The sequence below is a fragment of the Bacillus cereus group sp. N6 genome (assembly GCF_016483705.1).
Classification (GTDB): Bacteria; Bacillota; Bacilli; order Bacillales; family Bacillaceae_G; genus Bacillus_A; species Bacillus_A wiedmannii.
Window position 1 is genome coordinate 161,196 of the sequence record NZ_JAEHBI010000001.1, and the last position, 20,090, is coordinate 181,285.

The window sequence follows — 20,090 nt, forward strand, 5'->3', positions numbered from 1 at the left end:
AAACATGGCTGTTGAAGTTGTAATGCCAAAGTTAGGTATGGCGATGAAAGAAGGTATTATTACGAGCTGGAATATTAAAGCAGGTGATAATGTAGAAAAAGGTGAACTAATTGCTAGCATTAACTCGGAAAAAATCGAAACTGAAATAGAAGCACCAGCGGATGGAACTGTCCTTGATATAGCTGTAAGTGAAGATGAGGGAGTGCCGCCGGGTACTGTAATTTGCTATATCGGTAAGCCGAACGAAAAAGTAGAAGTCTATGAAAATACAAATGTTGTAGAAGAAAAAACACCTAATGCAGAACCTAAAAATATACAACATACAGAACCATATGCGAAAGAAGTAGCGAAGCAAAGAATCAAAATATCTCCGGTTGCGAAAAAGATTGCAAAAACTGAAAATCTTGATATTAGATCATTAATTGGTACAGGACCTGGAGGAAGAATAACAAAGGTAGATGTTTTAAAGGCACTTGAGGAAAGAGTTGCAATTCCAGAAGTACTTGAACAAGAAGAAAGTAAAGTCATTCCTGTGACTGGTATGAGGAAAGCAATCGCAAACCGTATGCATGCAAGCCTACAAAATAGTGCGCAATTAACATTAACGATGAAAGTAAATGTGACAGATTTAGTAGCTTTACATAAAGACATAGCGGAAGTTGTACAAAAACGATACGATAAACTAACCATTACGGATTTCGTTTCTCGCGCTGTTGTATTAGCACTTGCGGAGCATAAAGAAATGAACAGCGCTTATATAGATGATGCAATTCATCAATTTGAACATATTCATTTAGGCATGGCAGTCGCGTTAGAAAAAGGATTAGTCGTTCCGTCTATTCGCTTTGCTAATAATTTATCTTTAGTAGAGTTATCTAAAGAAATTAAAATTGTGGCACAAAAAGCAAGAGAAGGTAATTTAAGTAGTGACGATATGCAAGGGACAACCTTTACAATTAGTAATTTAGGTAGCTTTGGGATTGAATATTTCACACCAGTATTAAATACACCTGAAACTGGTATTTTAGGTGTTGGTGCAATTGAACATGTTCCTGTATATAAAGGGAAAAAATTAAGAAAAGGAAGTATGTTACCTTTAAGTTTAACATTCGATCATCGTGTATTAGACGGCGCACCAGCAGCTGCATTTTTACGCACAATTAAACGTTATTTAGAAGAACCTGTAACAATTCTTTTATAAAGAGAAGGTGAGAGAATGAGTAAATTAGTCGTTATTGGAGGCGGACCTGCTGGCTATGTAGCGGCAATTACCGCGGCTCAAAATGGGAAAGATGTCACTCTTATTGATGAAGCTGATCTTGGCGGGACTTGTTTAAATGTTGGTTGCATGCCTACAAAATCATTGTTAGAAAGTGCGGAAGTGCATGACATTGTGAGAAAAGCGAATAATTACGGAGTTACGCTTAACAAAGGAAGTATATCAATTGATTGGAAGCAAATACAGGCGAGGAAATCACAGATCGTAACGCAGCTTGTCCAAGGAATTCAATATTTAATGAAGAAAAATAAAATAAAAGTTATACAAGGTAAAGCGAAATTTGAAACGGATCACCGTGTACGAGTTACACACGGTGATAAAGTAGATGTAGTAGATGGAGACCAGTTCATTATAGCAACAGGTTCAGAACCGACTGAATTACCTTTTGCTCCATTTGATGGGAAGTAGATTTTAAATAGTAGCCATGCAATGTCCCTAGAAAATATACCGAAATCATTATTAATCGTTGGCGGTGGTGTAATAGGTTGCGAGTTTGCAAGTATTTATAGTCGTCTTGGAACAAAAGTTACGATTGTTGAAATGGCACCGCAATTATTACATGGTGAAGATGAAGATATCGCACATATTTTAAGAGATAAACTAGAAAATGATGGCGTAGAAATATTTACAGGAGCTGCTTTAAAAGGATTAAATAATTATAAGAAGCAAGCTTCATTTGAATATGAAGGAAGTATCCAAGAAGCCAATCCGGAATATGTTCTCGTTTCTGTCGGCCGAAAACCACGTGTACAAAAATTAGATTTAGAAAAAGCAGGTGTTCAATTTTCAAATAAAGGAATTTCTGTGAATGAACATATGCAAACAAATGTATCACATATTTACGCAGCAGGTGATGTGATTGGTGGAATACAACTTGCTCACGTTGCTTTCCATGAAGGAACAACAGCAGCGTTACATATGAGTGGAGAAGATGTGAAAGTTAACTATCATGCAGTACCTCGATGTATATACACATCCCCAGAAATCGCAAGTGTTGGTTTAAACGAAAAAGATGCAAGAGAACAATACGGTGATATTCTTATAGGAGAATTTCCTTTTACAGCGAACGGAAAGGCGCTTATTATTGGAGAACAAACGGGTAAAGTAAAAGTTATCGTGGAACCTAAATATCAAGAAATTGTTGGGATTTCTATTATCGGTCCTCGTGCAACCGAACTAATCGGACAAGGAACTGTAATGATTCATACAGAAGTTACCGCTGATATTATGAGAGATTATATTGCAGCGCATCCAACTTTATCTGAAGCGATTCATGAAGCGTTATTACAAGCTGTAGGGCATGCTGTACATGCTTAAATAGAAAATTAATAAACCACTATTCTCTAAATGAATAAGAGAATAGTGGTTTGAATTTTTACAGGGAAAATTGAATATCTTATTATTTTTTTACGTCAATCGCTGAAGTAATATCGTTCCAATCAGCAGCTAAATTAGCAGTTTTACCGTACCAATCAGCATGTTTGAATACAACACCTTTTCCATAGCCTTGTGTTGAAGTATGCTCCCAAAGTGTCGTTGAATAACTTGCTGAAGGCGATGCTGTACTTACAGAAGAAATTCTGTCATTCCAGCTAGAAGGTAAGTTTTTAAAACCGCTGCTCCAGTAAATATATTGGCCACCTTTATCTTTATGTTCATAAAAATCAGTACTACCAGCACCGCTACCTAAAGGATTAATTTTATTTTTAAGTACTTTTTTATCCTTTTCAATATAAGCATCTAATGTTTCGCGGCTAGTAAAACCGTAAGCTAACCAATCTCCATTTTCATTTTGCTCTGGTAATACCATAGTAATTTGGATATCTTTCTTGTCCTGATCACTTAATTTTGTAAGTGAATTAACATTCTGTTCATCCACTTTTAAATAATCAAAAGACTTAATTGTGTTAGTTTTTTCTTCAGCACTTGCTACTCCAAGTCCTCCAGTGAATGCAAATCCCGCTACTAGTGTACCTGCTACTAATTTCTTCAACATATAACCATCCCTTTTTGTTTAGATTTTGTACAGGTGAAACTTTGTACTAGTAAAATGTATTCTAATTATCAACTGTTGTAAATATTCTGAAATTTTAGAAATAAAAGGCGGAATATTTATAGTTTTGCATTTTTTCTTTAGAAAAAATAGTTATTGGAATGATATAATAAATAGATGTATTGCTTTTGTGGGATGTTAAAATGTTTTAGGGGTGGTGCGATTGAAGAATTTCACTGGAGATTGGTATAAAGAAATGCAAATTATAGAATTTGTAAGTTTTATAGAGTCTATAAAAGAATGGTCAGAAATGGATATACAAAGTTTAATAGAGGAAATAAAGGAAAGGAAAACAGATTTATTAAAATCCCTTCCTGAATCCATACACCCATTTATTCATAACACCATAATTAATTCAGAATATCCTTCTAGTGAATTGAAAAAACTTATGAAAGAATGGATAGAGGATTGTGAGAAAAGAAGGGCTCATTTAGATCGATTCTACTTAGAGCAATTCCATTCGATTAAGAAAAAACTCCCAACAAATGTTATTCAGTTACATGATTACTCACTACATGACAGTGTAGTCAAATCAGTAGAGAGAATATCAAAAGATACGCTAATTATTATATTAGATTGCAGTGGTACTTGCAGTGAATTTGATAAACTGGAAGTAACTTTTACAGGCGTAACGAAATGTTCTATTCCGGAAGATTTTGAAGGTGCTTGGTGGTTATGTCATGAAATAGATCTTACTAATGAAGGGTTCGAATTAGGTGTATTATTTGATGGCCCATTTGAAGAAGTGACAATTTGTGCAAAAGACGTATTGCTTGAGATAGGTAACTAGTAAACTTTATAACTTTACAAACAAAAAAACAGTCTTATAAGACTGTTTTTTATTTAGATGCTAAATTATCAAGTTTCCAATATATATCTGTTAAAGGGCAGCTTTGCTATATATATATTATTTAATTATTTTGGTGAAGTTTTCAAGTTAAAAAGGATAGAAAGAGGGAGAATACTGTATAAAACGGAATAAATAAGAATTGAAAATATTGTAAAACGGAAGAGGCGTGCATATAATTAAAATAAAGATTAAATTTCTGAATCTTCAATAATGGTGGTGGGAACATGTTTACTGAAGAGCGTAGAGAAAAAATTTTAGAGTTACTGAAGAAAGATGGAAGGGTAATTGCTAAAGATCTTGCGGAAAGTTTCGATATGTCTATTGATTCTATAAGAAGAGATTTATCTATTATGGAGAAGGATGGCTTGTTAAAAAGAACACATGGAGGTGCAATCGAACTTACTAGAGTAAGGAATTTAACTGCTGAACCATTGAAACGTTATCGTGATAGTTCACTAGGTGAAGAAGCGATTGCGAAAGTTGCTGCATCCTACATACAAGAAGGAGATTCCGTTTTTATTGGCGGGGCTTCTATTCATTATGCCATGTTAAAATACTTACCTGAAATGTCATTTACAGTGATTACGAATGCTTTAGAAATTGCTAGTACCTTACGGGAATATAAGAACATTGATACATACTTAATTGGTGGAAAGGTGAAACCATCAGGGAATATGACAGATACACTTGCCTCTGAAATGATAAGTAGATTATCTATTGATCTTTATTTCTCTACAGGTGGTGGCATTTCATTGAACGGTATAAGTACTGCAACTCCGGAAGTTGCTTATTTTGGAAAAAGAGTAAGTAAAATTGCTAGAAGAAATATTTGTTTAGCTCCTCATAAGAAACTTGGAAGAGACTGCTTTATAAAAGGAGAGTCACTGATAGAAATTGACCTTATAATAACAGATGAAGAGGCTAGTAAAGAAACGATTCAACAATTTGAGAAACAAGGTAAAGAAATTATAATAGCATCAATAGACTGCATTTAAAAGGAGTTTGAAATGATTATAAAAGGACAAGAGTTTCATATAAATGGATTAACTTTTACAATTCGTTCTGCAGCTGAAACGGATGCTGAGCAGTTATCGGAAATTAGAGTTCAAATCGATGGCGAAACTGAAAATATGGATAGAGAAGCTGGAGAGGGATTTATAGATAAGGTAGGTTTTCAAAAAATAATAAAAGCAGATAGTGAAGAGACGAAAAATCTCTTTTTAGTTGTAGAAGTGAACAACCAAATCGTAGGATTTTCAAGATGTGAAGGATCAAATTTGAAGAAATTAGCTCATAAAGTAGACTTTGGCGTTTGTATTTTAAAAGAATTTTGGGGATATGGAATGGGCAAGAGTCTATTGTAACAATCTATTCAGTGGGCTGATGAAAATGAAGTGAAAAAGATATCATTACAAGTGTTAGAGACAAACGAAAAAGCCATTCAGCTATATAAAAAATCAGGTTTTGAAGTAGAAGGTATTTTGAAAAATGATAAAAGGCTGTCAGATAATAAGTATTATAATACGGTTGTAATGGGAAGGTGTATTAGTACATTTCATAAAAGAGGTGTAGAGGAATGTTTTACAGAAGAAAGTACTATATAGTAAAGAATGAATTTATAAAAATATTTAATGAGCATTTTACTCACACGAACTTACCTAATCAGTTAAAGCATGGTTCCAAGTTAATAGGACGCTGGATGAAAGATAATAATGATGGTACAACAGAAATATTCGCCATATGGGAATATGATAGTTATGAACAGTATAAAGAAATTGAATCGAAAATTAGAAGTGATGAGATGCATGTTAAAAGAATACATGATTGGTATGAAAAACATGGCGGAAGAGAATATGTTTTACAGGAGTACATAGTAGAGTTGAAAAATGAAGAGTTAGTATGTACTGTAATTTGATAGAGAGGTGAGGGGGAATGAGAATTAAAACAAAATTATATTTTAGTTTAGCATCCACTATTTTATTGGCAATCGCGGTGATAGTTTTCTTTATAGACGGCAATCCACAAAAGTGGTTTTGGTTATGTATTGTCTTTGCGTCCATTATACAAAATATAGTTTTACTTAAAAAGAATAAAGAAGCGCATTAATATATTCAAATTATTAACATATTCGTGTCGTCTTTCTAGTTTTGTTGAAAACGCTTTTATTCAGTTTTATAATAAAAGTATGTTTTTACAGATCTCCAAAACAATGAATAGGGAGATGATACAATGTTAGCTTCACCGTTTTACTTACATACATGGAAAAAGTTTGTTGATGAAGGAGTTCTTGATTCGAACCGTATAAACGAAAGAATTTCAGAGTCATGGCATCGATGTAAACAAGCAAATGTGAATCCTCATATGAATAAAGGTCAGAAAATTTTGTCTTCTAATATTTTTCAAGATCAAAAGAAAAAGAGCGAAATCTTCCTTGATATAGCAATACCTCAATTACAAAATATGAGGAAAACCATTGATGAACTGCAAATGATGGCATTATTAATTGATCCAGACGGTTACGTTCTATCGCTAAGTGGAAATCAACAAACGTTAAAACGAGCGAAACATATTAACTTCATTGAAGGTGTGAAATGGACGGAAGCAGCTGTTGGTACAAATGCGATAGGAACCGCGCTACAGATTGAAGAGGCTATTATGATAAGTGGTACAGAACATTATTCTGTCGCATCTCATAGCTGGAGCTGTGCGGCCGCTCCGATTCATAATGATGATGGGAAATTAATTGGTGTGCTAGATTTCTCCTGTCCAATTGAATTTTCACATCCATATATGCTCGGGATGGTAACTTCGATTGCACATGCGATTGAACGTGAATGTAGTATTCGAGTGCATCAAAATGAACTACATTTAATCCATCGTTTTTTAGATGTAATTGACAGTGATGAACAAGTTGTTATTTGTAATCATCGTGATGTTATCATTTCTGCAAGCAAGAAGGTTCGAGAACGAGTTTCTAATTGGTCACGAATGAAACTTGAAGATTTAATGCAAAATGGATTGAAACCTAAATTAGAAGTACCAGTATATAGTAATGATAGAATGATCGGGAAATGTATTTATGTAAAGGAAAATAAACAAGGAAATGTATTTTCAACTTCCCCATTTATAAACGGAATTACTTTCCCTGGAGTTATTGGGACAAGCAATGCATTTCAACATACTTTAGAAGAAATTAAGCTTGTATCCCCAACTGATGCTAGTGTATATGTATGTGGTGAAACAGGTGTAGGGAAAGAATATGTAGCGAGAGCAATTCATGAAAATAGTCCAAGAAAAACTGGTCCTTTTATAGCTATTAACTGTGGTTCATTACCGAAAGAATTAATGGAAAGTGAATTGTTTGGTTATGCTGAAGGAGCGTTTACAGGTGCGCGGCGCCAAGGGTATAAAGGGAAATTCGAACAAGCAGACGGAGGAACAATATTTTTAGATGAAATTGGTGAAGTGCCGCCAGAGATGCAAGTAGCATTATTGCGTGTTTTACAAGAACGAACAGTAACCCCAATTGGTAGTTCAAAAGAGATACCAGTAAATATTCGTATTATTACTGCGACACATAAAGATTTACTCAGATTAGTAGAAGAACGGAAATTCCGTCAAGATTTATATTATCGATTACATGTTTATCCATTATATGTTCCATCGTTAATAGAAAGAAAAGAGGATATACCGTACTTCATACAACATTTTTGTGAACGAAAGAATTGGAATGTTGTATTTCCAAAGAGTATTTGTAATCAATTTTCACAGCATACATGGCCCGGAAATATTCGGGAATTATTAAACGTATTAGAACGCATATACATTTTGTCGCAAGGAAGGGAAATATGCGAAAAACAAATCGCTTTCTTATTACAAACAATGATGGGAAATCAACATCAACTTGAATTGCAAGCAGAAAACAAAACAGAGAACGCATTAAATTTCCGTGAGAAAATACAGCGTGATAGTATGATTGAAGCGCTAGAAAAGACGAATGGAAATGTTTCGTTAGCTGCAAAACTTTTAGATGTACCTCGAAGTACATTTTATAAACGAATGCAAAAATATAAGCTATAAAGTAGATTTTTGTAATCTACTTTTTCTTTATGGGCGCATGTTCTGTCGGAATGTGCGCTTGCCAGGGAAATAATAGAATAGTCAGAAAGTAATTTCCGGAGGGGGGATTTATGTGAAGTATATTGAAATTGGTATTGGGAATAGGTGGTTTGTCCGCACAGAAATTGAAAATAAAGATGGAACTGAATTTGAGGAGCGAGGAATTATAAAACCTATTTACTTGGAGTCTTTATATGTACGGATTTGGTTTCGAAAAACGTGTTTTATTTTTGATACGAAAGAAGGGTTTAAGAAAGTAAGAAAAGGAAGAGATGAGTATAAGTTTATTGTTGGAATGGTGAGTAGGTTAAAACAATAGAATTAAATAGGGGGTGTTTTTATGATTAGAATTACCACAATCATACTCGCTATTATTGTAATGGGCTATTCTATTTACAGTTGGAATGATGATTCGAAGCAAAGTATGCTTATTTTGCAATTATTATTAGGTTTTATGCTTGCTGCTATGGGGATACAAAATGTTAAGAAGGATGAAAAAAAGAATAAGAATATGGGACTGTTGCTTTTACTTACATCGCTAATTTGTATCATTGTATCGGTAATAAAATATTTAAAATAACCTGGTACTTAATTTGTTGAGTAACAGGTTATTTTTTTGAAGTTTGCTCATTAAAAATATTAATTTCTGTTTGGTACATCTTTCTATCAATACAAAATCTTTCTGTTATCCAATAAGCAAGTTCAGAAGAGGTAAGGCTATGTTCGCTTTTCTTACCTTGGAAATATCGTTTTTATTGAAGGGGTGCTATTTATATAACCCCGTCGTATACATTTCCGTCAATGTATGCACAATTTCTCCTAACTCTAATTCTTTATCATTTTTCACAATCGTCCAAAGAAACATCTCATTCATAGCGAACCAAGCACGAGCTACAATTTCTTTATTTAATTCAGGATGTGCTAATACACTTTCTTGAGAGTATGTAATATCCTGCGTAATACTGTTTATAAAGCGTTCCCGTATCTCTTCCCATTTTTGACGTATCTCTTTTGATAATCCTATAGCTTCCTGAACAACTTGCAATATAGCTCGTTCTTTTTCTGCTAGTTGTAGGAATGCTCTAACTTGATTTTGAATCATTTTATGTGCTTCTTCTTTCGTTTGAGGCGAAAAGGAGCGCTCAGCAATATCATAAAATTGATTCATGACATCTTCCATTAAAACGATAAGGAGATCATCTTTGTTTTTAAAGTATACATATGCCGTTCCATAACCAGTTTCTGCATGTTTAATAATTTGTGTAATTGTCGTTTTTTGAAATCCATTATGTATAAAAATCGTGTAACCAGCGTGTAATAGTTTCTTCTTTGTTTCTAAGGAGCGGTGTTTTCTTGATGAAAGAGTACTGTTTTTCATAGAATCACCTCTTTATACTGAAATATCTGAAAATATAATTGTATTGTAAAAGAAATTCATATATAAAGTCAACTGACATAATATCATTGACGTCATATCAACTAAGGTGATATATTTCAATTAGTTAGAATAAAAAGAAAATTAAAAGAAGGTGACACCATGTATAAAGAACCATTTCAACCAACTTATGAATATGCGCTTGAATGTGATAAACATGATGAACTGAAAGATTTTCAAACTGAATTTTATAAAAAAGAAGGAACAATATATTTAGATGGAAACTCATTAGGACTACTTTCAAAAAGAGCAGAGAAATCGTTACTTACATTGCTAGATTCATGGAAGAAGTATGGAATTGATGGCTGGACAGAGGGTGAACATCCTTGGTTTTTCCTTTCGGAGAAATTAGGTGAATTGACAGCACCTCTTATTGGAGCTTTACCAGAAGAAACTATTGTAACCGGTTCCACGACAACGAATATTCATCAAGTAATCGCTACGTTCTATGAGCCGAAAGGAATACGTACAAAAATTCTTGCGGATGAATTAACATTCCCGTCAGATATATATGCACTTCAAAGCCAAATTCGTTTAAAAGGATTAGATCCAGATGAGCATTTAGTACGAGTGAAAAGCCGAGATGGTAGAACACTTTCTGAAGATGATATTATTCAGGCAATGACAGATGATGTCGCGCTAATTTTATTACCTTCTGTACTATATAGAAGCGGTCAAATTCTTGATATGAAACGTTTAACAGCGGAAGCACATAAGCGTGGTATTCATATCGGATTCGATTTATGTCATTCAATCGGTGCTATTCCGCATTATTTTAAAGATTGGGATGTTGATTTCGCTATTTGGTGTAATTATAAATATTTAAATGCAGGACCTGGTGGAGTTGCGGGCCTTTATGTAAATAAAAAGCATTTTAATAGACTTCCAGGATTATCAGGTTGGTTTAGTTCTAGAAAAGATAAGCAGTTTGATATGGAACATACTTTAACAGCTGCTGATCATGCAGGTGCTTATCAAATTGGTACACCGCACGTATTAAGTACTGCACCTTTAATTGGTTCTCTTGAAATATTTAAAGATGCTGGTATAGAACGTTTACGTGAAAAATCGCTACATATTACAAGATACATGATTGATTTAATTGATAACGAATTAAAAGATTACGGATTTACAATTGGAAATCCATTAGAAGATGAAAAACGAGGCGGTCATATTTATTTAGAGCATGCAGAAGCAGCACGCATATGTAAAGCGTTAAAAGCAAATGGAGTAATTCCGGATTTTAGAGCGCCAAATGGAGTGAGACTTGCACCAGTTGCTTTATATAATACGTACGAGGAAGTATGGAAATCTGTTCAGATTTTAAAGGAAATTATGAAAGATGAAGAATATAAGCAGTTTGAAAACAAGCGAGAGGTTGTGGCATAAGAATGAAAACATCAGAGTGGATTGATATTTCACAACCGCTAAATAATGATATTGCAACTTGGCCAGGGGATACACCATTCTCGTATGAAGTTTCATGGTCAAAAGAAGAGAGTGGCTCAGTAAATGTCGGAAAGTTAACGATGAGTATTCATACAGGTACTCATATTGATGCACCTTTTCATTTTGATAATGATGGAAAAAAAGTAATAGACTTAGATATTCAAGTTTATGTCGGACCTACGCGAATTATTGACGTTTCTAATCTTGAAAGCATTGGGAAAAAGGAATTAGAAAACTTTCATTTAGAAGGTGTAGAAAGATTGTTGTTACGCACATCTTCACATGGTAAAGCTAATGAATTTCCAGATGTAATTCCGCATTTACGTGCGGATATAGCACCGTTTCTTTCAGAAAAAGGTATACGTTTAATTGGGGTGGATGTACCATCAGTTGATCCATTAGATGATAAAGAATTAGCAGCGCATCATCAATTGTTTAAACATGGCATACACATTTTAGAAAATGTCGCACTAGATCACGTAGCAGACGGCGATTATGAATTAATCGCATTACCACTTGCCTTAACAGATGCAGATGGAAGTCCAGTTCGGGCAGTTATTAGACCAATATAAGTAGAATTATATAAAAAGGGGCGTTTGGCTAATATGAAAGAAAATGAAAAGGTAATTATGGAAAAGGGAATTCATACGGACTTTAAAGAGAATATGACGTACGGGGAGTATTTACAATTAGATAGTTTACTATCTTCTCAAAAAAGATTATCAGATCATCATGATGAAATGTTATTTATCGTAATTCACCAAGCAAGTGAACTTTGGATGAAGCTCATTTTACATGAGTTAAACGCAGCAATTGAATCGATTAAAAATGATAAATTACAACCAGCTTTTAAAATGTTAGCACGTGTATCAAAAATTCAGTCGCAAATCATTCAATCTTGGGATATCCTTGCGACATTAACACCATCTGAATATATTGAGTTTCGTGATTCACTCGGTCAAGCCTCAGGGTTTCAATCGTATCAATATCGTATGATTGAGTATGCACTTGGCTATAAAACACCGCACGCATTAAAAATTTATGAAAAGGATCCAGAATTACACGCTCGACTTCATACAGCGCTACATGCACCAAGTTTATATGATGTGGCAATTCAAGCACTTGTAAAAGAAGGATTCCCTATTCATAAGGATGTGTTAAATCGTGATATTACGCAGCCTTATGAAGAAGATGCAACGGTAGAAGCGGCATGGATAGAAGTGTATGCAGATGTGAAGAAATATTGGGATTTATATCAGCTTGCTGAAAAATTAATTGATATAGAAGATTGGCTTCAACAATGGCGTTTCCGTCATATGAAAACAGTAGAACGCATTATCGGACATAAAATGGGAACAGGCGGCTCTTCTGGTGTATCGTATTTAAAACGAGTACTTGATCAATGTTTCTTCCCAGAGCTTTGGAATGTTCGGACGAAATTATAAAAAACAAACCTGTCAGTTCATTACTGGCAGGTTTGTTTTTTATTTGAACACAAGTATGTTTTAATTAAAGCTACAAGATATAATAAATTAGGTAATGATTTAATTGGAGGTAAAGTGTTGGATTTCAAGCAACTAGAAAATAAATTTGAAAAGAAAAAAGTAAATACATTTCTTGTTTATCAAAAAGGTGAGTTAACAACTAAGTATTATAAAACGTTAGAGTGTGAAAATAATCTATTTAAAATAAATTCGATTACAAAAAGCATTGTATCTATATTAATTGGTATTGCAATCGATAAAGGATATATAAATGATATACATACACCGATTACAGAGTGGATTGAAAATGTATCTAATGAAAAGCAGGATTTGACTCTTTATCATTTATTAACGATGAGTACAGGTGAGGATTGGAAAGAGTTCGGAAATGGAGTAGTGTTCCCAAATGATTTTGTAGAATCAGAAAACTGGGTGCAGTACATATTGGAAAAACCAATCATGGAAGAACCCGCTACAAAAATGAATTATAATTCAGGTTCTTCGCATTTGCTTAGCTATATTATTCAAGAAGCTACTGGAATATCGACAGAGCAGTTTGCGAAAAGATATTTATTTGATCCATTAGAAATTACCGAATATGAGTGGCAACAAGATCCCCAAGGAATACATGTAGGTGGTTTCGGTATGAAAATGAAATCTAAAGATTTATTAAACCTCGGAATATTATGTTTGCAGAATGGATATTGGCAGGGGAATGAAATTGTATCCTCGAAATGGTTAGAAGAATCAAGTACACCTCTATTTGAAACGTATGAACATGTTGGGGCGTATGGATATCACTGGTGGGTATTGAATAACGAAAGATTTCACATACCGCATTGTATATATTTTGCTATGGGATATGGCGGGCAATACATCGTTATCATTCCGCAGTTAGAGCTCGTTGCTGTAATAAGTAGTCATATGCCAAAACGTGGACTTGTTCCATTGAAATTATTTATTGAGCATGTACAGGAGAATGATAAGTTTATATAAGAAGAGGAGAGAAGGTATGAGAGATGTAAAAACATTATCTTTATTTAGACTATGTTTAAGTCTTTTAGCATGTAGCGCTATTATTACGCAATTTATAATAAGGGCACAAGTAAAACCGTTCAATCCAGTTAACTTTTTTAGTTTCTTTACAATCGAAAGTAACATCTTAGTTGCTTTTATTCTCCTTTTAAGCAGCATTGGAACAGCTACATTTGGTCGATCAGAGCAGTTTAGTATACTTCGTGGTGCGGCAACTGTATATATACTTACGACAGGACTCATTTATTTTTTGCTATTAAGAGGATTAGAAGAATCACTTCAAACCGCAATACCATGGGTAAATACGGTGCTACATTATATCATGCCAATTGCCATGCTCTTAGATTGGATTATAAATCCACCTAGTAAGAAAATCACTTGGAAACAAGCTGCAAGTTGGCTCTTATTCCCGTTCTTTTACGTTGTATACAGCTTAATACGTGGCCCGATTGTGAATTGGTATCCTTATCCGTTTTTAGATCCGAGAATAGGCGGATATGGTAGAGTGCTTTTATACAGTATAGGAATAGCGATTGTAATTGGTTCTATTTGTATATTGGTAAGATTTTTAGGGAATCGAGATTTTAGGAAAGAATTTTAGAAATGAAAGAAACTCCACTGTTAGCATTTTAACAGTGGAGTTTTCATTTTATCTACTCGTCTTCTGAAACGACATTTTTATAAATTTATCCGTCTTCGTTTCAAACTCAACATCAACAAAAACACCATATTCTTTTCCGTCCTCACGTAGCCACAATTTAAATTTTTCAACTGTTATTTGAACGGTTTTTGGCTTTCTACCTATATGTAGATAATCAATAATCTCAGCTTGTGGGTATTGTTCTTTCGTCTTTTCTACAGCAAGTTTACCCCATTTGGCATACGGTGGCTGGGCATGAACAATTGATGGGCCAGTATATACATTTGAACATGTTGTTATGAACAGAATGACGAGTGAGATACGCTTTAACAATTTCTTCATGATGAACTCCTTTTATCCTTTTTTCATATTGTTTACATATTTTTTCAACGATATGAGTTTGGATTTTTTTGTCTTCTTTACATAAAAGCGAGGCTTTTACAAAACATAACCAAGAAATCATTTCCGTAATTAAGGAGGGAAAATCATGCGTCAAAAAGCTATTTTTAAAATAGCAATTTTACTTGCGTTCATAGGACTATCTTTGATGGTCAGTAGTATACAACTAAAGAATGTAGAAGCTTTTTCTAATCAAGTCATTCAAAGAGGGGCATCTGGCGAAGATGTCATTGAACTGCAATCTCGTTTGAAATATAACGGATTTTATACGGGAAAAGTGGATGGTGTTTTCGGATGGGGTACATATTGGGCACTTCGAAATTTCCAAGAGAAATTCGGACTACCTGTTGATGGTTTAGCTGGAGCCAAAACGAAGCAAATGCTTGTGAAGGCAACGAAGTATAACAAGTCAACTGCTAATAAAGGAACGACAACGAATAAAGGAAATAGTGGTGGTACTGCACAAGAAAATAAACCACCTCAAAATAAAGGGACAAATGTTCCAAACGGTTATTCTCAAAATGACATTCAGCTCATGGCAAACGCAGTATATGGAGAATCTCGTGGTGAGCCATACTTAGGGCAAGTTGCAGTAGCTGCGGTTATTTTGAATCGCGTTACAAGTGCTTCGTTCCCAAATACCGTTTCAGGGGTAATATTTGAACCGAGAGCCTTTACAGCAGTAGCAGACGGACAAATATATTTAACGCCAAATGAAACAGCGAAAAAAGCTGTATTAGATGCAGTTAATGGATGGGATCCAACAGGAAATGCATTGTACTATTTCAATCCAGATACCGCAACAAGTAAATGGATTTGGACTCGTCCACAAATTAAAAAAATCGGGAAACATATTTTCTGTAAATAGAGCGGAGGTGGAACTATGTTACGAGGTATTATAATCGTACTATTAACAGTCGGTGTAGTCGGGACAGGATATTGGGGCTATAAAGAGCATCAAGAGAAGAATGCAGTATTAATTCGAGCAGAAAATAGCTATCAACGTGCGTTTCATGATTTAGCATACGAGGTTGATCTATTGCACGATAAAATTGGAACAACGCTTGCGATGAATTCACGTGCATCTTTATCACCAGCATTAGCAGATGTATGGCGTTTAACATCGGAAGCTCGTTCAGATGTAGGACAACTTCCTTTAACATTAATGCCTTTTAATAAAACGGAAGAATTTTTAGCGAATATCGGTGATTTTAGTTACCGTGCAGCCATTCGTGATTTAGAAAAAGAGCCGTTAAATGATCAAGAATACAAAACGTTGGAAACTTTATATTCAAATGCAGGCAATATACAAGATGAACTAAGAAAAGTACAACATCTTGTTTTGAAAAATAATTTACGCTGGATGGATGTTGAGATGGCACTCGCATCAAATCGTGACCCTGCAGACAATACAATTATTGATGGATTAAAAACAGTAGAGAAAAACGTAACATCGTATTCGTCTACAAACTTCGGACCGACCTTTACTAGTGCGCAAAAAAATAAAAAAGGCGGATTTGAAGCAGAAGGAAAAGCAATTTCTAAAGATGAAGCGGCGAAAATCGCAAAATCATTTTTGAATTTAAAAGGAAATGAAAAAGTAGATGTTGAGAAAAGCGGTAAAGGTGCGAAAGAATCTTTCTATAGTGTGAAAATTAAAGATAAAGCAACGAATAATGAGTTTTATATGGATATTACCGGCAAAGGCGGATATCCAATTTGGGTAATGAATAATCGAGAAATTAAAGAACAGAAAATTAGTTTAAACGATGCAGGAAGTAAAGGTTTGACATTTTTAAAGGACCATAAATTTAATAATATGGAGCTTTTTGATAGCTCGCAATATGATAATGTTGGTGTATTTACGTATGTAGTAAATGAGAATGGTATACGAATTTATCCAGAAGCAATCCAAATGAAAATTGCTTTAGATGACGGTTCTATCGTTGGTTTTTCCGCAAAAGAATATTTAGCATCACACCAAAAACGAACAGTTCCCTCAGCAAAGTTAACTGCAGCAGAAGCAAGAAAGAAAATCAATCCAGATGTTAAAGTTATGGAAGAACGTAAAGCTGTAGTTGTAAATGATTTGCATAATGAAGTACTTTGCTATGAATTTATAGGTACTTTAGGGAAAGATACGTACCAAATTTTCATTAATGCAAATAGCGGAGCAGAGGAAAAAGTGAAGAAAATGCAAGCTGTTGAAAAAATTTATGATTAAACTTTAATAGTAAAGTGGTGAGAATAATGAAAATCCTAATATACATGTTGATGCTTTGCTTTTTTATAACAGGATGCAGTATTGGAAAAAAGGACAATCCAAACGAAAAACCAGAGCAAAAAAATGTTTCGACGAAAAATGTTAATTATACGAACAAACCAAATAAGCCAAATGAAAAAGCAGCGGACCATTTAGCATCTTTAGCCGCGAGTGTGCCAGGTGTGAATGATGCAACGGCCGTAGTTGTTGGAAAATATGCTATTGTAGGTATTGATGTAAAAGCGAAACTTGATCGAACTCGTGTTGAGTCCATTAAATATTCTGTAGCAGAAAGTTTAAAAAATGATCCGGATGGTGCTAATGCAGTCGTTGTAGCAGATGTTGATACGTATGAACGACTGAAACAAATTGGAAAGCAAATTAAAAAAGGAAAAACAGGCGAAGGTATACTGGATGAGTTAGCAGCAATTGTTGGTCGAGTCATGCCACAAGTTCCAAATGACATGATTGAAAATCGAGAAACGAATCCAATTAAAGATAATGATAAACAATTACCAAAAGATGAAGAACAAGAACTGAGAAAAGAACAGAATGACCAATCAAATAATCATTTGAATAAATAAAACTAACCCCGTACTAAAATGTACGGGGATTTTTCAATATAATATTTAATATTCAGTTTATTTTTAAGGGAATATATGGTTTAATTATGATGGGAGGGACAACTGTTATGATGAAAAAAAGCGCATTAATAGTATGTAGTTTATGCTTAGGTTTCAGTATGACAGCGTGTGAACAGAAGAAAGAAGTGAAAAAACAAACAGCGACTTCTTCTACTGTGATGGAAAGACAGCAGAAAAATTCTATCAATATAAATCATTTCTCGAACATAAATGAAGGAATGACTTATACAGAAGTGAAAGATTTAATTGGTTTTGATGGTAATTTACTTATAGAAGAAGGTGTAGAAGATTCTACACAAATTAAACAAATTTTTTCTTGGAAGGGAAGCGATCCAACTTCATTAGTTGAAATTACCTTTTTAGATGGAAAAGTGCATTCAAAAGAGCAGCAAGGTTTAAGTTAATAAGTTGAAAAATGGGAGAGTTTCGCATGAACATACATACAGGGGAAATTCAATTAGTTCCGTATAAGGAGAAATATAAAGAAGTTATACAAACATTTACTTTACTAAGTGAACAAGTTCAATTTACATCAGACCCAGCTATATTATTGGAAAAAGCAAAAAATGATCGAACGAAAAATGTGATTGTTATTTTAGATTACAATGGGGTACCTGTTGGTCTTTTCGCATTGCAAACAGGTGATAGAGTACAGGAATTCACAGACAATCAAGATGCTTTGCTATTAACCTCGTTTTCTATAAATCATAATAGACAAAGAAAAGGATATGCTAAAAAGTCATTGGCTTTATTACAAGAGTTTGTAAAACGTTATTTTCCGATAAAAAATGAGGTTGTACTTGCTGTGAATGAAAAAAATATTCCGGCACAAAATTTATATGAAAAAGTCGGCTTCCAAGATAAAGGCTTTAGAAGAATGGGACCAATTGGTCAACAAATTATAATGCATTTACCTATCATGAAATAACGAGAAAAAAACTTACTCTTGCATAACAAAGTAGTAAGTTTTTTTATGTAGACAATCAAAGAATACATATTAATAGGCTAAATTTAAGAGTAAAGAAATTATAGATAGTTTCATAAAAAATATAAATACTTGAAGTACATTTATTTTTTATAGTTATACAATCATTCATTCATACTTTTGGGAGGCGCAGCTTTATGGAAATCATTCAATTGCTAAAGAAGGATGACTTATTTAATAAGGCCATAGATGTTTTTTGGAAAGAATGGGGTGAGGAAGGTGGGCGTGCATTTTATCCCGCTTTAATGGGCAGTAAGACCCTCACCTCAAAATTCAGCGAAAGCAAAAAAGTTAGGTGGGGGATCAACTGCCCATAAAAGTCCGATTGGTGAGGGCTAATAATCAGTGGGGGATGAAGAAAACCCCCACTGATTAAAGTTTCCCTTTATGAAGATTGTATGATTAATGCTTTAACTGATCCAAATGGCATACCGTGTTTTTACATTGCAAAAGTAGATGATGAGATCATCGGAACGTATGCATTAATTCGCAATGATTTAAATAGTCGTCAGGATTTGAGCCCTTGGCTAGCATGTTTGTTTGTAAATGAAAAATTTAGGGGCTATTCTGTAGGAGCAAAATTGTTGACTCATGGACTGCTAGAAGCTGCAAAGAGAGGGTATCAATTTCTTTATCTTACTTCAGATCTTAACGGATATTATGAAAAATATGGATGGGAAGAAATTGGAGTTGCTTATGGGCCTAGTGGAGGATACATACCTTTGTTTAAAAAGTCAACGGCTCTATAACGAAATCACTTTTTATTCAACAAACAGGTGCTTTCGTTAAATGAAATTAAACACCAAGAACCTCACTACAATAAAATGTAGCAAGGTTGTTTTAGGGTATTTTAAAATTAAATATCTTTACATCAATTGGGAAATACATTTAAACGAGGAGAAATGATATGACAATTTATATTGCATTACTAAGAGGAATCAATGTAGGTGGGCATAAGGTAATGAAAATGGCTACTTTAAAACAAATGTTTGAATCAATAGAGTTAAAACAAGTAAAAACATATATTCAAAGCGGTAATATCGTGTTCGAATCTGAAAAAGATATTGATTTTTTAAATAAACGAATACAATCGGAAATTAAAAACGTTTTTGGTTTTGATGTTCCAGTCATGTTAAGAACACATGATGAATTTATAAATATTATAAAAAGTTGTCCTTATGAAGCCGATTCATTGCTAGAAGGTGAAAGTATACATGTTGCTTTCTTAGCAAATGAACTTTCTGAAAAAGAAAAAGATCAGCTGCTTATGCAAAAAAATGAGACTGAAGATTGCTATATTCATGAAAAAGTTGTGTATTTATTTTTCAAAAATAGCATTCGAAATTCTAAATTAATGAACCAGTTTCAGAAGTTACATACACCAGCTACAGTAAGAAATTGGCGGACTGTGAATAAATTAAAAGCGATAGTTGAGGGTATGTAAAGAAATACGGT

The 20,090-nt window shown here is 33.9% G+C and carries 22 protein-coding genes and 3 pseudogenes; 22 read left to right on the forward strand and 3 right to left on the reverse strand.

The features are described 5' to 3' along the window. Window positions 1–4 precede the first annotated feature (4 nt). Both JDS99_RS00910 and lpdA read left to right on the forward strand, forming a co-directional pair. Window positions 5–1,201, forward strand: a complete 1,197-nt coding sequence (locus JDS99_RS00910; protein WP_199694231.1) for a dihydrolipoamide acetyltransferase family protein — start codon at window positions 5–7, stop codon at window positions 1,199–1,201. A gap of 15 nt (window positions 1,202–1,216) precedes the next feature. Then, window positions 1,217–2,596 (forward strand): annotated as a pseudogene (gene lpdA, locus JDS99_RS00915) (dihydrolipoyl dehydrogenase). Between the two features lie 82 nt (window positions 2,597–2,678). Here lpdA and JDS99_RS00920 read toward each other — a convergent pair. Next, the gene (locus tag JDS99_RS00920; RefSeq protein WP_199694232.1) at window positions 2,679–3,275 is read right to left on the reverse strand and encodes a hypothetical protein; all 597 of its coding nucleotides are present in this window, start codon (window positions 3,273–3,275) and stop codon (window positions 2,679–2,681) included. A gap of 220 nt (window positions 3,276–3,495) precedes the next feature. On the opposite strand from JDS99_RS00920, the gene JDS99_RS00925 reads away from it, so the two are divergent. The 7 genes and pseudogenes from JDS99_RS00925 (at window position 3,496) to JDS99_RS00955 (ending at window position 8,881) form a co-directional block, all read left to right on the forward strand. Beyond that, entirely contained in the window at window positions 3,496–4,122 is a 627-nt protein-coding gene (locus JDS99_RS00925; protein ID WP_149212820.1) for a DUF4085 family protein, read from the forward strand. A gap of 284 nt (window positions 4,123–4,406) precedes the next feature. After that, window positions 4,407–5,177 (forward strand): DeoR/GlpR family DNA-binding transcription regulator, encoded by a 771-nt coding sequence (locus tag JDS99_RS00930; RefSeq protein WP_149212821.1) that lies wholly within the window; start codon window positions 4,407–4,409, stop codon window positions 5,175–5,177. Window positions 5,178–5,189: 12 nt separating this feature from the next. Further along, a pseudogene (locus JDS99_RS00935) lies at window positions 5,190–5,786 on the forward strand (GNAT family N-acetyltransferase). Continuing rightward, entirely contained in the window at window positions 5,759–6,097 is a 339-nt protein-coding gene (locus JDS99_RS00940) for an NIPSNAP family protein (protein WP_199694233.1), read from the forward strand. Before JDS99_RS00935 ends, JDS99_RS00940 begins: the two are co-directional and overlap by 28 nt. A 314-nt stretch (window positions 6,098–6,411) precedes the next feature. Further along, a complete protein-coding gene (locus JDS99_RS00945; protein WP_199694234.1) occupies window positions 6,412–8,262 on the forward strand; it encodes a sigma-54-dependent Fis family transcriptional regulator in 1,851 nt (616 codons plus the stop codon). A 112-nt stretch (window positions 8,263–8,374) separates the two neighbouring features. Beyond that, on the forward strand, window positions 8,375–8,620 hold the full coding sequence (locus tag JDS99_RS00950) for a DUF3977 family protein (RefSeq protein WP_199694235.1): 246 nt from the start codon (window positions 8,375–8,377) through the stop codon (window positions 8,618–8,620). A gap of 21 nt (window positions 8,621–8,641) precedes the next feature. Next, on the forward strand, window positions 8,642–8,881 hold the full coding sequence (locus JDS99_RS00955; RefSeq protein WP_199694236.1) for a DUF3953 domain-containing protein: 240 nt from the start codon (window positions 8,642–8,644) through the stop codon (window positions 8,879–8,881). Between the two features lie 186 nt (window positions 8,882–9,067). Here JDS99_RS00955 and JDS99_RS00960 read toward each other — a convergent pair whose 3' ends face one another. Next, window positions 9,068–9,679: a TetR/AcrR family transcriptional regulator gene (locus tag JDS99_RS00960; protein ID WP_199694237.1), complete on the reverse strand. Its 612-nt coding sequence runs from the start codon at window positions 9,677–9,679 to the stop codon at window positions 9,068–9,070. A gap of 159 nt (window positions 9,680–9,838) precedes the next feature. Between JDS99_RS00960 and kynU the strand changes: the two genes are divergently transcribed. The 5 genes from kynU (at window position 9,839) to JDS99_RS00985 (ending at window position 14,305) form a co-directional block, all read left to right on the forward strand. After that, the gene (gene kynU, locus JDS99_RS00965) at window positions 9,839–11,125 is read left to right on the forward strand and encodes a kynureninase (protein ID WP_199694239.1); all 1,287 of its coding nucleotides are present in this window, start codon (window positions 9,839–9,841) and stop codon (window positions 11,123–11,125) included. A gap of 2 nt (window positions 11,126–11,127) precedes the next feature. Continuing rightward, on the forward strand, window positions 11,128–11,757 hold the full coding sequence (gene kynB / locus JDS99_RS00970) for an arylformamidase (RefSeq protein WP_199694241.1): 630 nt from the start codon (window positions 11,128–11,130) through the stop codon (window positions 11,755–11,757). A 33-nt stretch (window positions 11,758–11,790) separates the two neighbouring features. Beyond that, window positions 11,791–12,630 carry a tryptophan 2,3-dioxygenase gene (kynA, locus tag JDS99_RS00975; RefSeq protein ID WP_199694243.1) on the forward strand — a complete coding sequence of 280 codons (840 nt, stop codon included), beginning with the start codon at window positions 11,791–11,793 and terminating at the stop codon, window positions 12,628–12,630. A gap of 117 nt (window positions 12,631–12,747) precedes the next feature. Further along, the gene (locus tag JDS99_RS00980) at window positions 12,748–13,665 is read left to right on the forward strand and encodes a serine hydrolase domain-containing protein (protein WP_199694244.1); all 918 of its coding nucleotides are present in this window, start codon (window positions 12,748–12,750) and stop codon (window positions 13,663–13,665) included. 16 nt (window positions 13,666–13,681) lie between these two features. Continuing rightward, window positions 13,682–14,305 carry a Pr6Pr family membrane protein gene (locus JDS99_RS00985; protein ID WP_199694246.1) on the forward strand — a complete coding sequence of 208 codons (624 nt, stop codon included), beginning with the start codon at window positions 13,682–13,684 and terminating at the stop codon, window positions 14,303–14,305. A 48-nt stretch (window positions 14,306–14,353) separates the two neighbouring features. Here the strand turns inward: JDS99_RS00985 and JDS99_RS00990 are convergent, their stop codons facing one another. Then, window positions 14,354–14,686, reverse strand: a complete 333-nt coding sequence (locus tag JDS99_RS00990; protein WP_199694248.1) for a DUF3889 domain-containing protein — start codon at window positions 14,684–14,686, stop codon at window positions 14,354–14,356. 145 nt (window positions 14,687–14,831) lie between these two features. Here JDS99_RS00990 and sleB point away from each other — a divergent pair, with 145 nt between their 5' ends. The 8 genes and pseudogenes from sleB to JDS99_RS01030 all read left to right on the forward strand — a co-directional run bounded on the left by sleB (window position 14,832) and on the right by JDS99_RS01030 (window position 20,079). Then, complete coding sequence (sleB, locus tag JDS99_RS00995; protein WP_199694250.1) at window positions 14,832–15,611, forward strand: spore cortex-lytic enzyme; 780 nt, start codon at window positions 14,832–14,834, stop codon at window positions 15,609–15,611. 15 nt (window positions 15,612–15,626) lie between these two features. Next, complete coding sequence (gene ypeB, locus JDS99_RS01000; protein ID WP_199694252.1) at window positions 15,627–16,967, forward strand: germination protein YpeB; 1,341 nt, start codon at window positions 15,627–15,629, stop codon at window positions 16,965–16,967. Window positions 16,968–16,993: 26 nt separating this feature from the next. After that, window positions 16,994–17,590 carry a YhcN/YlaJ family sporulation lipoprotein gene (locus JDS99_RS01005; protein WP_048547299.1) on the forward strand — a complete coding sequence of 199 codons (597 nt, stop codon included), beginning with the start codon at window positions 16,994–16,996 and terminating at the stop codon, window positions 17,588–17,590. A 107-nt stretch (window positions 17,591–17,697) separates the two neighbouring features. Further along, window positions 17,698–18,054, forward strand: a complete 357-nt coding sequence (locus JDS99_RS01010) for a hypothetical protein (RefSeq protein WP_199694254.1) — start codon at window positions 17,698–17,700, stop codon at window positions 18,052–18,054. A gap of 26 nt (window positions 18,055–18,080) precedes the next feature. After that, window positions 18,081–18,578 (forward strand): GNAT family N-acetyltransferase, encoded by a 498-nt coding sequence (locus tag JDS99_RS01015; RefSeq protein ID WP_199694256.1) that lies wholly within the window; start codon window positions 18,081–18,083, stop codon window positions 18,576–18,578. Window positions 18,579–18,772: 194 nt separating this feature from the next. Further along, complete coding sequence (locus JDS99_RS32730; protein WP_472926328.1) at window positions 18,773–18,952, forward strand: hypothetical protein; 180 nt, start codon at window positions 18,773–18,775, stop codon at window positions 18,950–18,952. Window positions 18,953–19,015: 63 nt separating this feature from the next. Then, window positions 19,016–19,384 (forward strand): annotated as a pseudogene (locus tag JDS99_RS01025) (GNAT family N-acetyltransferase); the annotation flags it as partial. Between the two features lie 158 nt (window positions 19,385–19,542). Further along, window positions 19,543–20,079, forward strand: coding sequence for a DUF1697 domain-containing protein (locus JDS99_RS01030; protein WP_199694260.1), 537 nt, complete (start codon window positions 19,543–19,545; stop codon window positions 20,077–20,079). Window positions 20,080–20,090 lie beyond the last annotated feature (11 nt).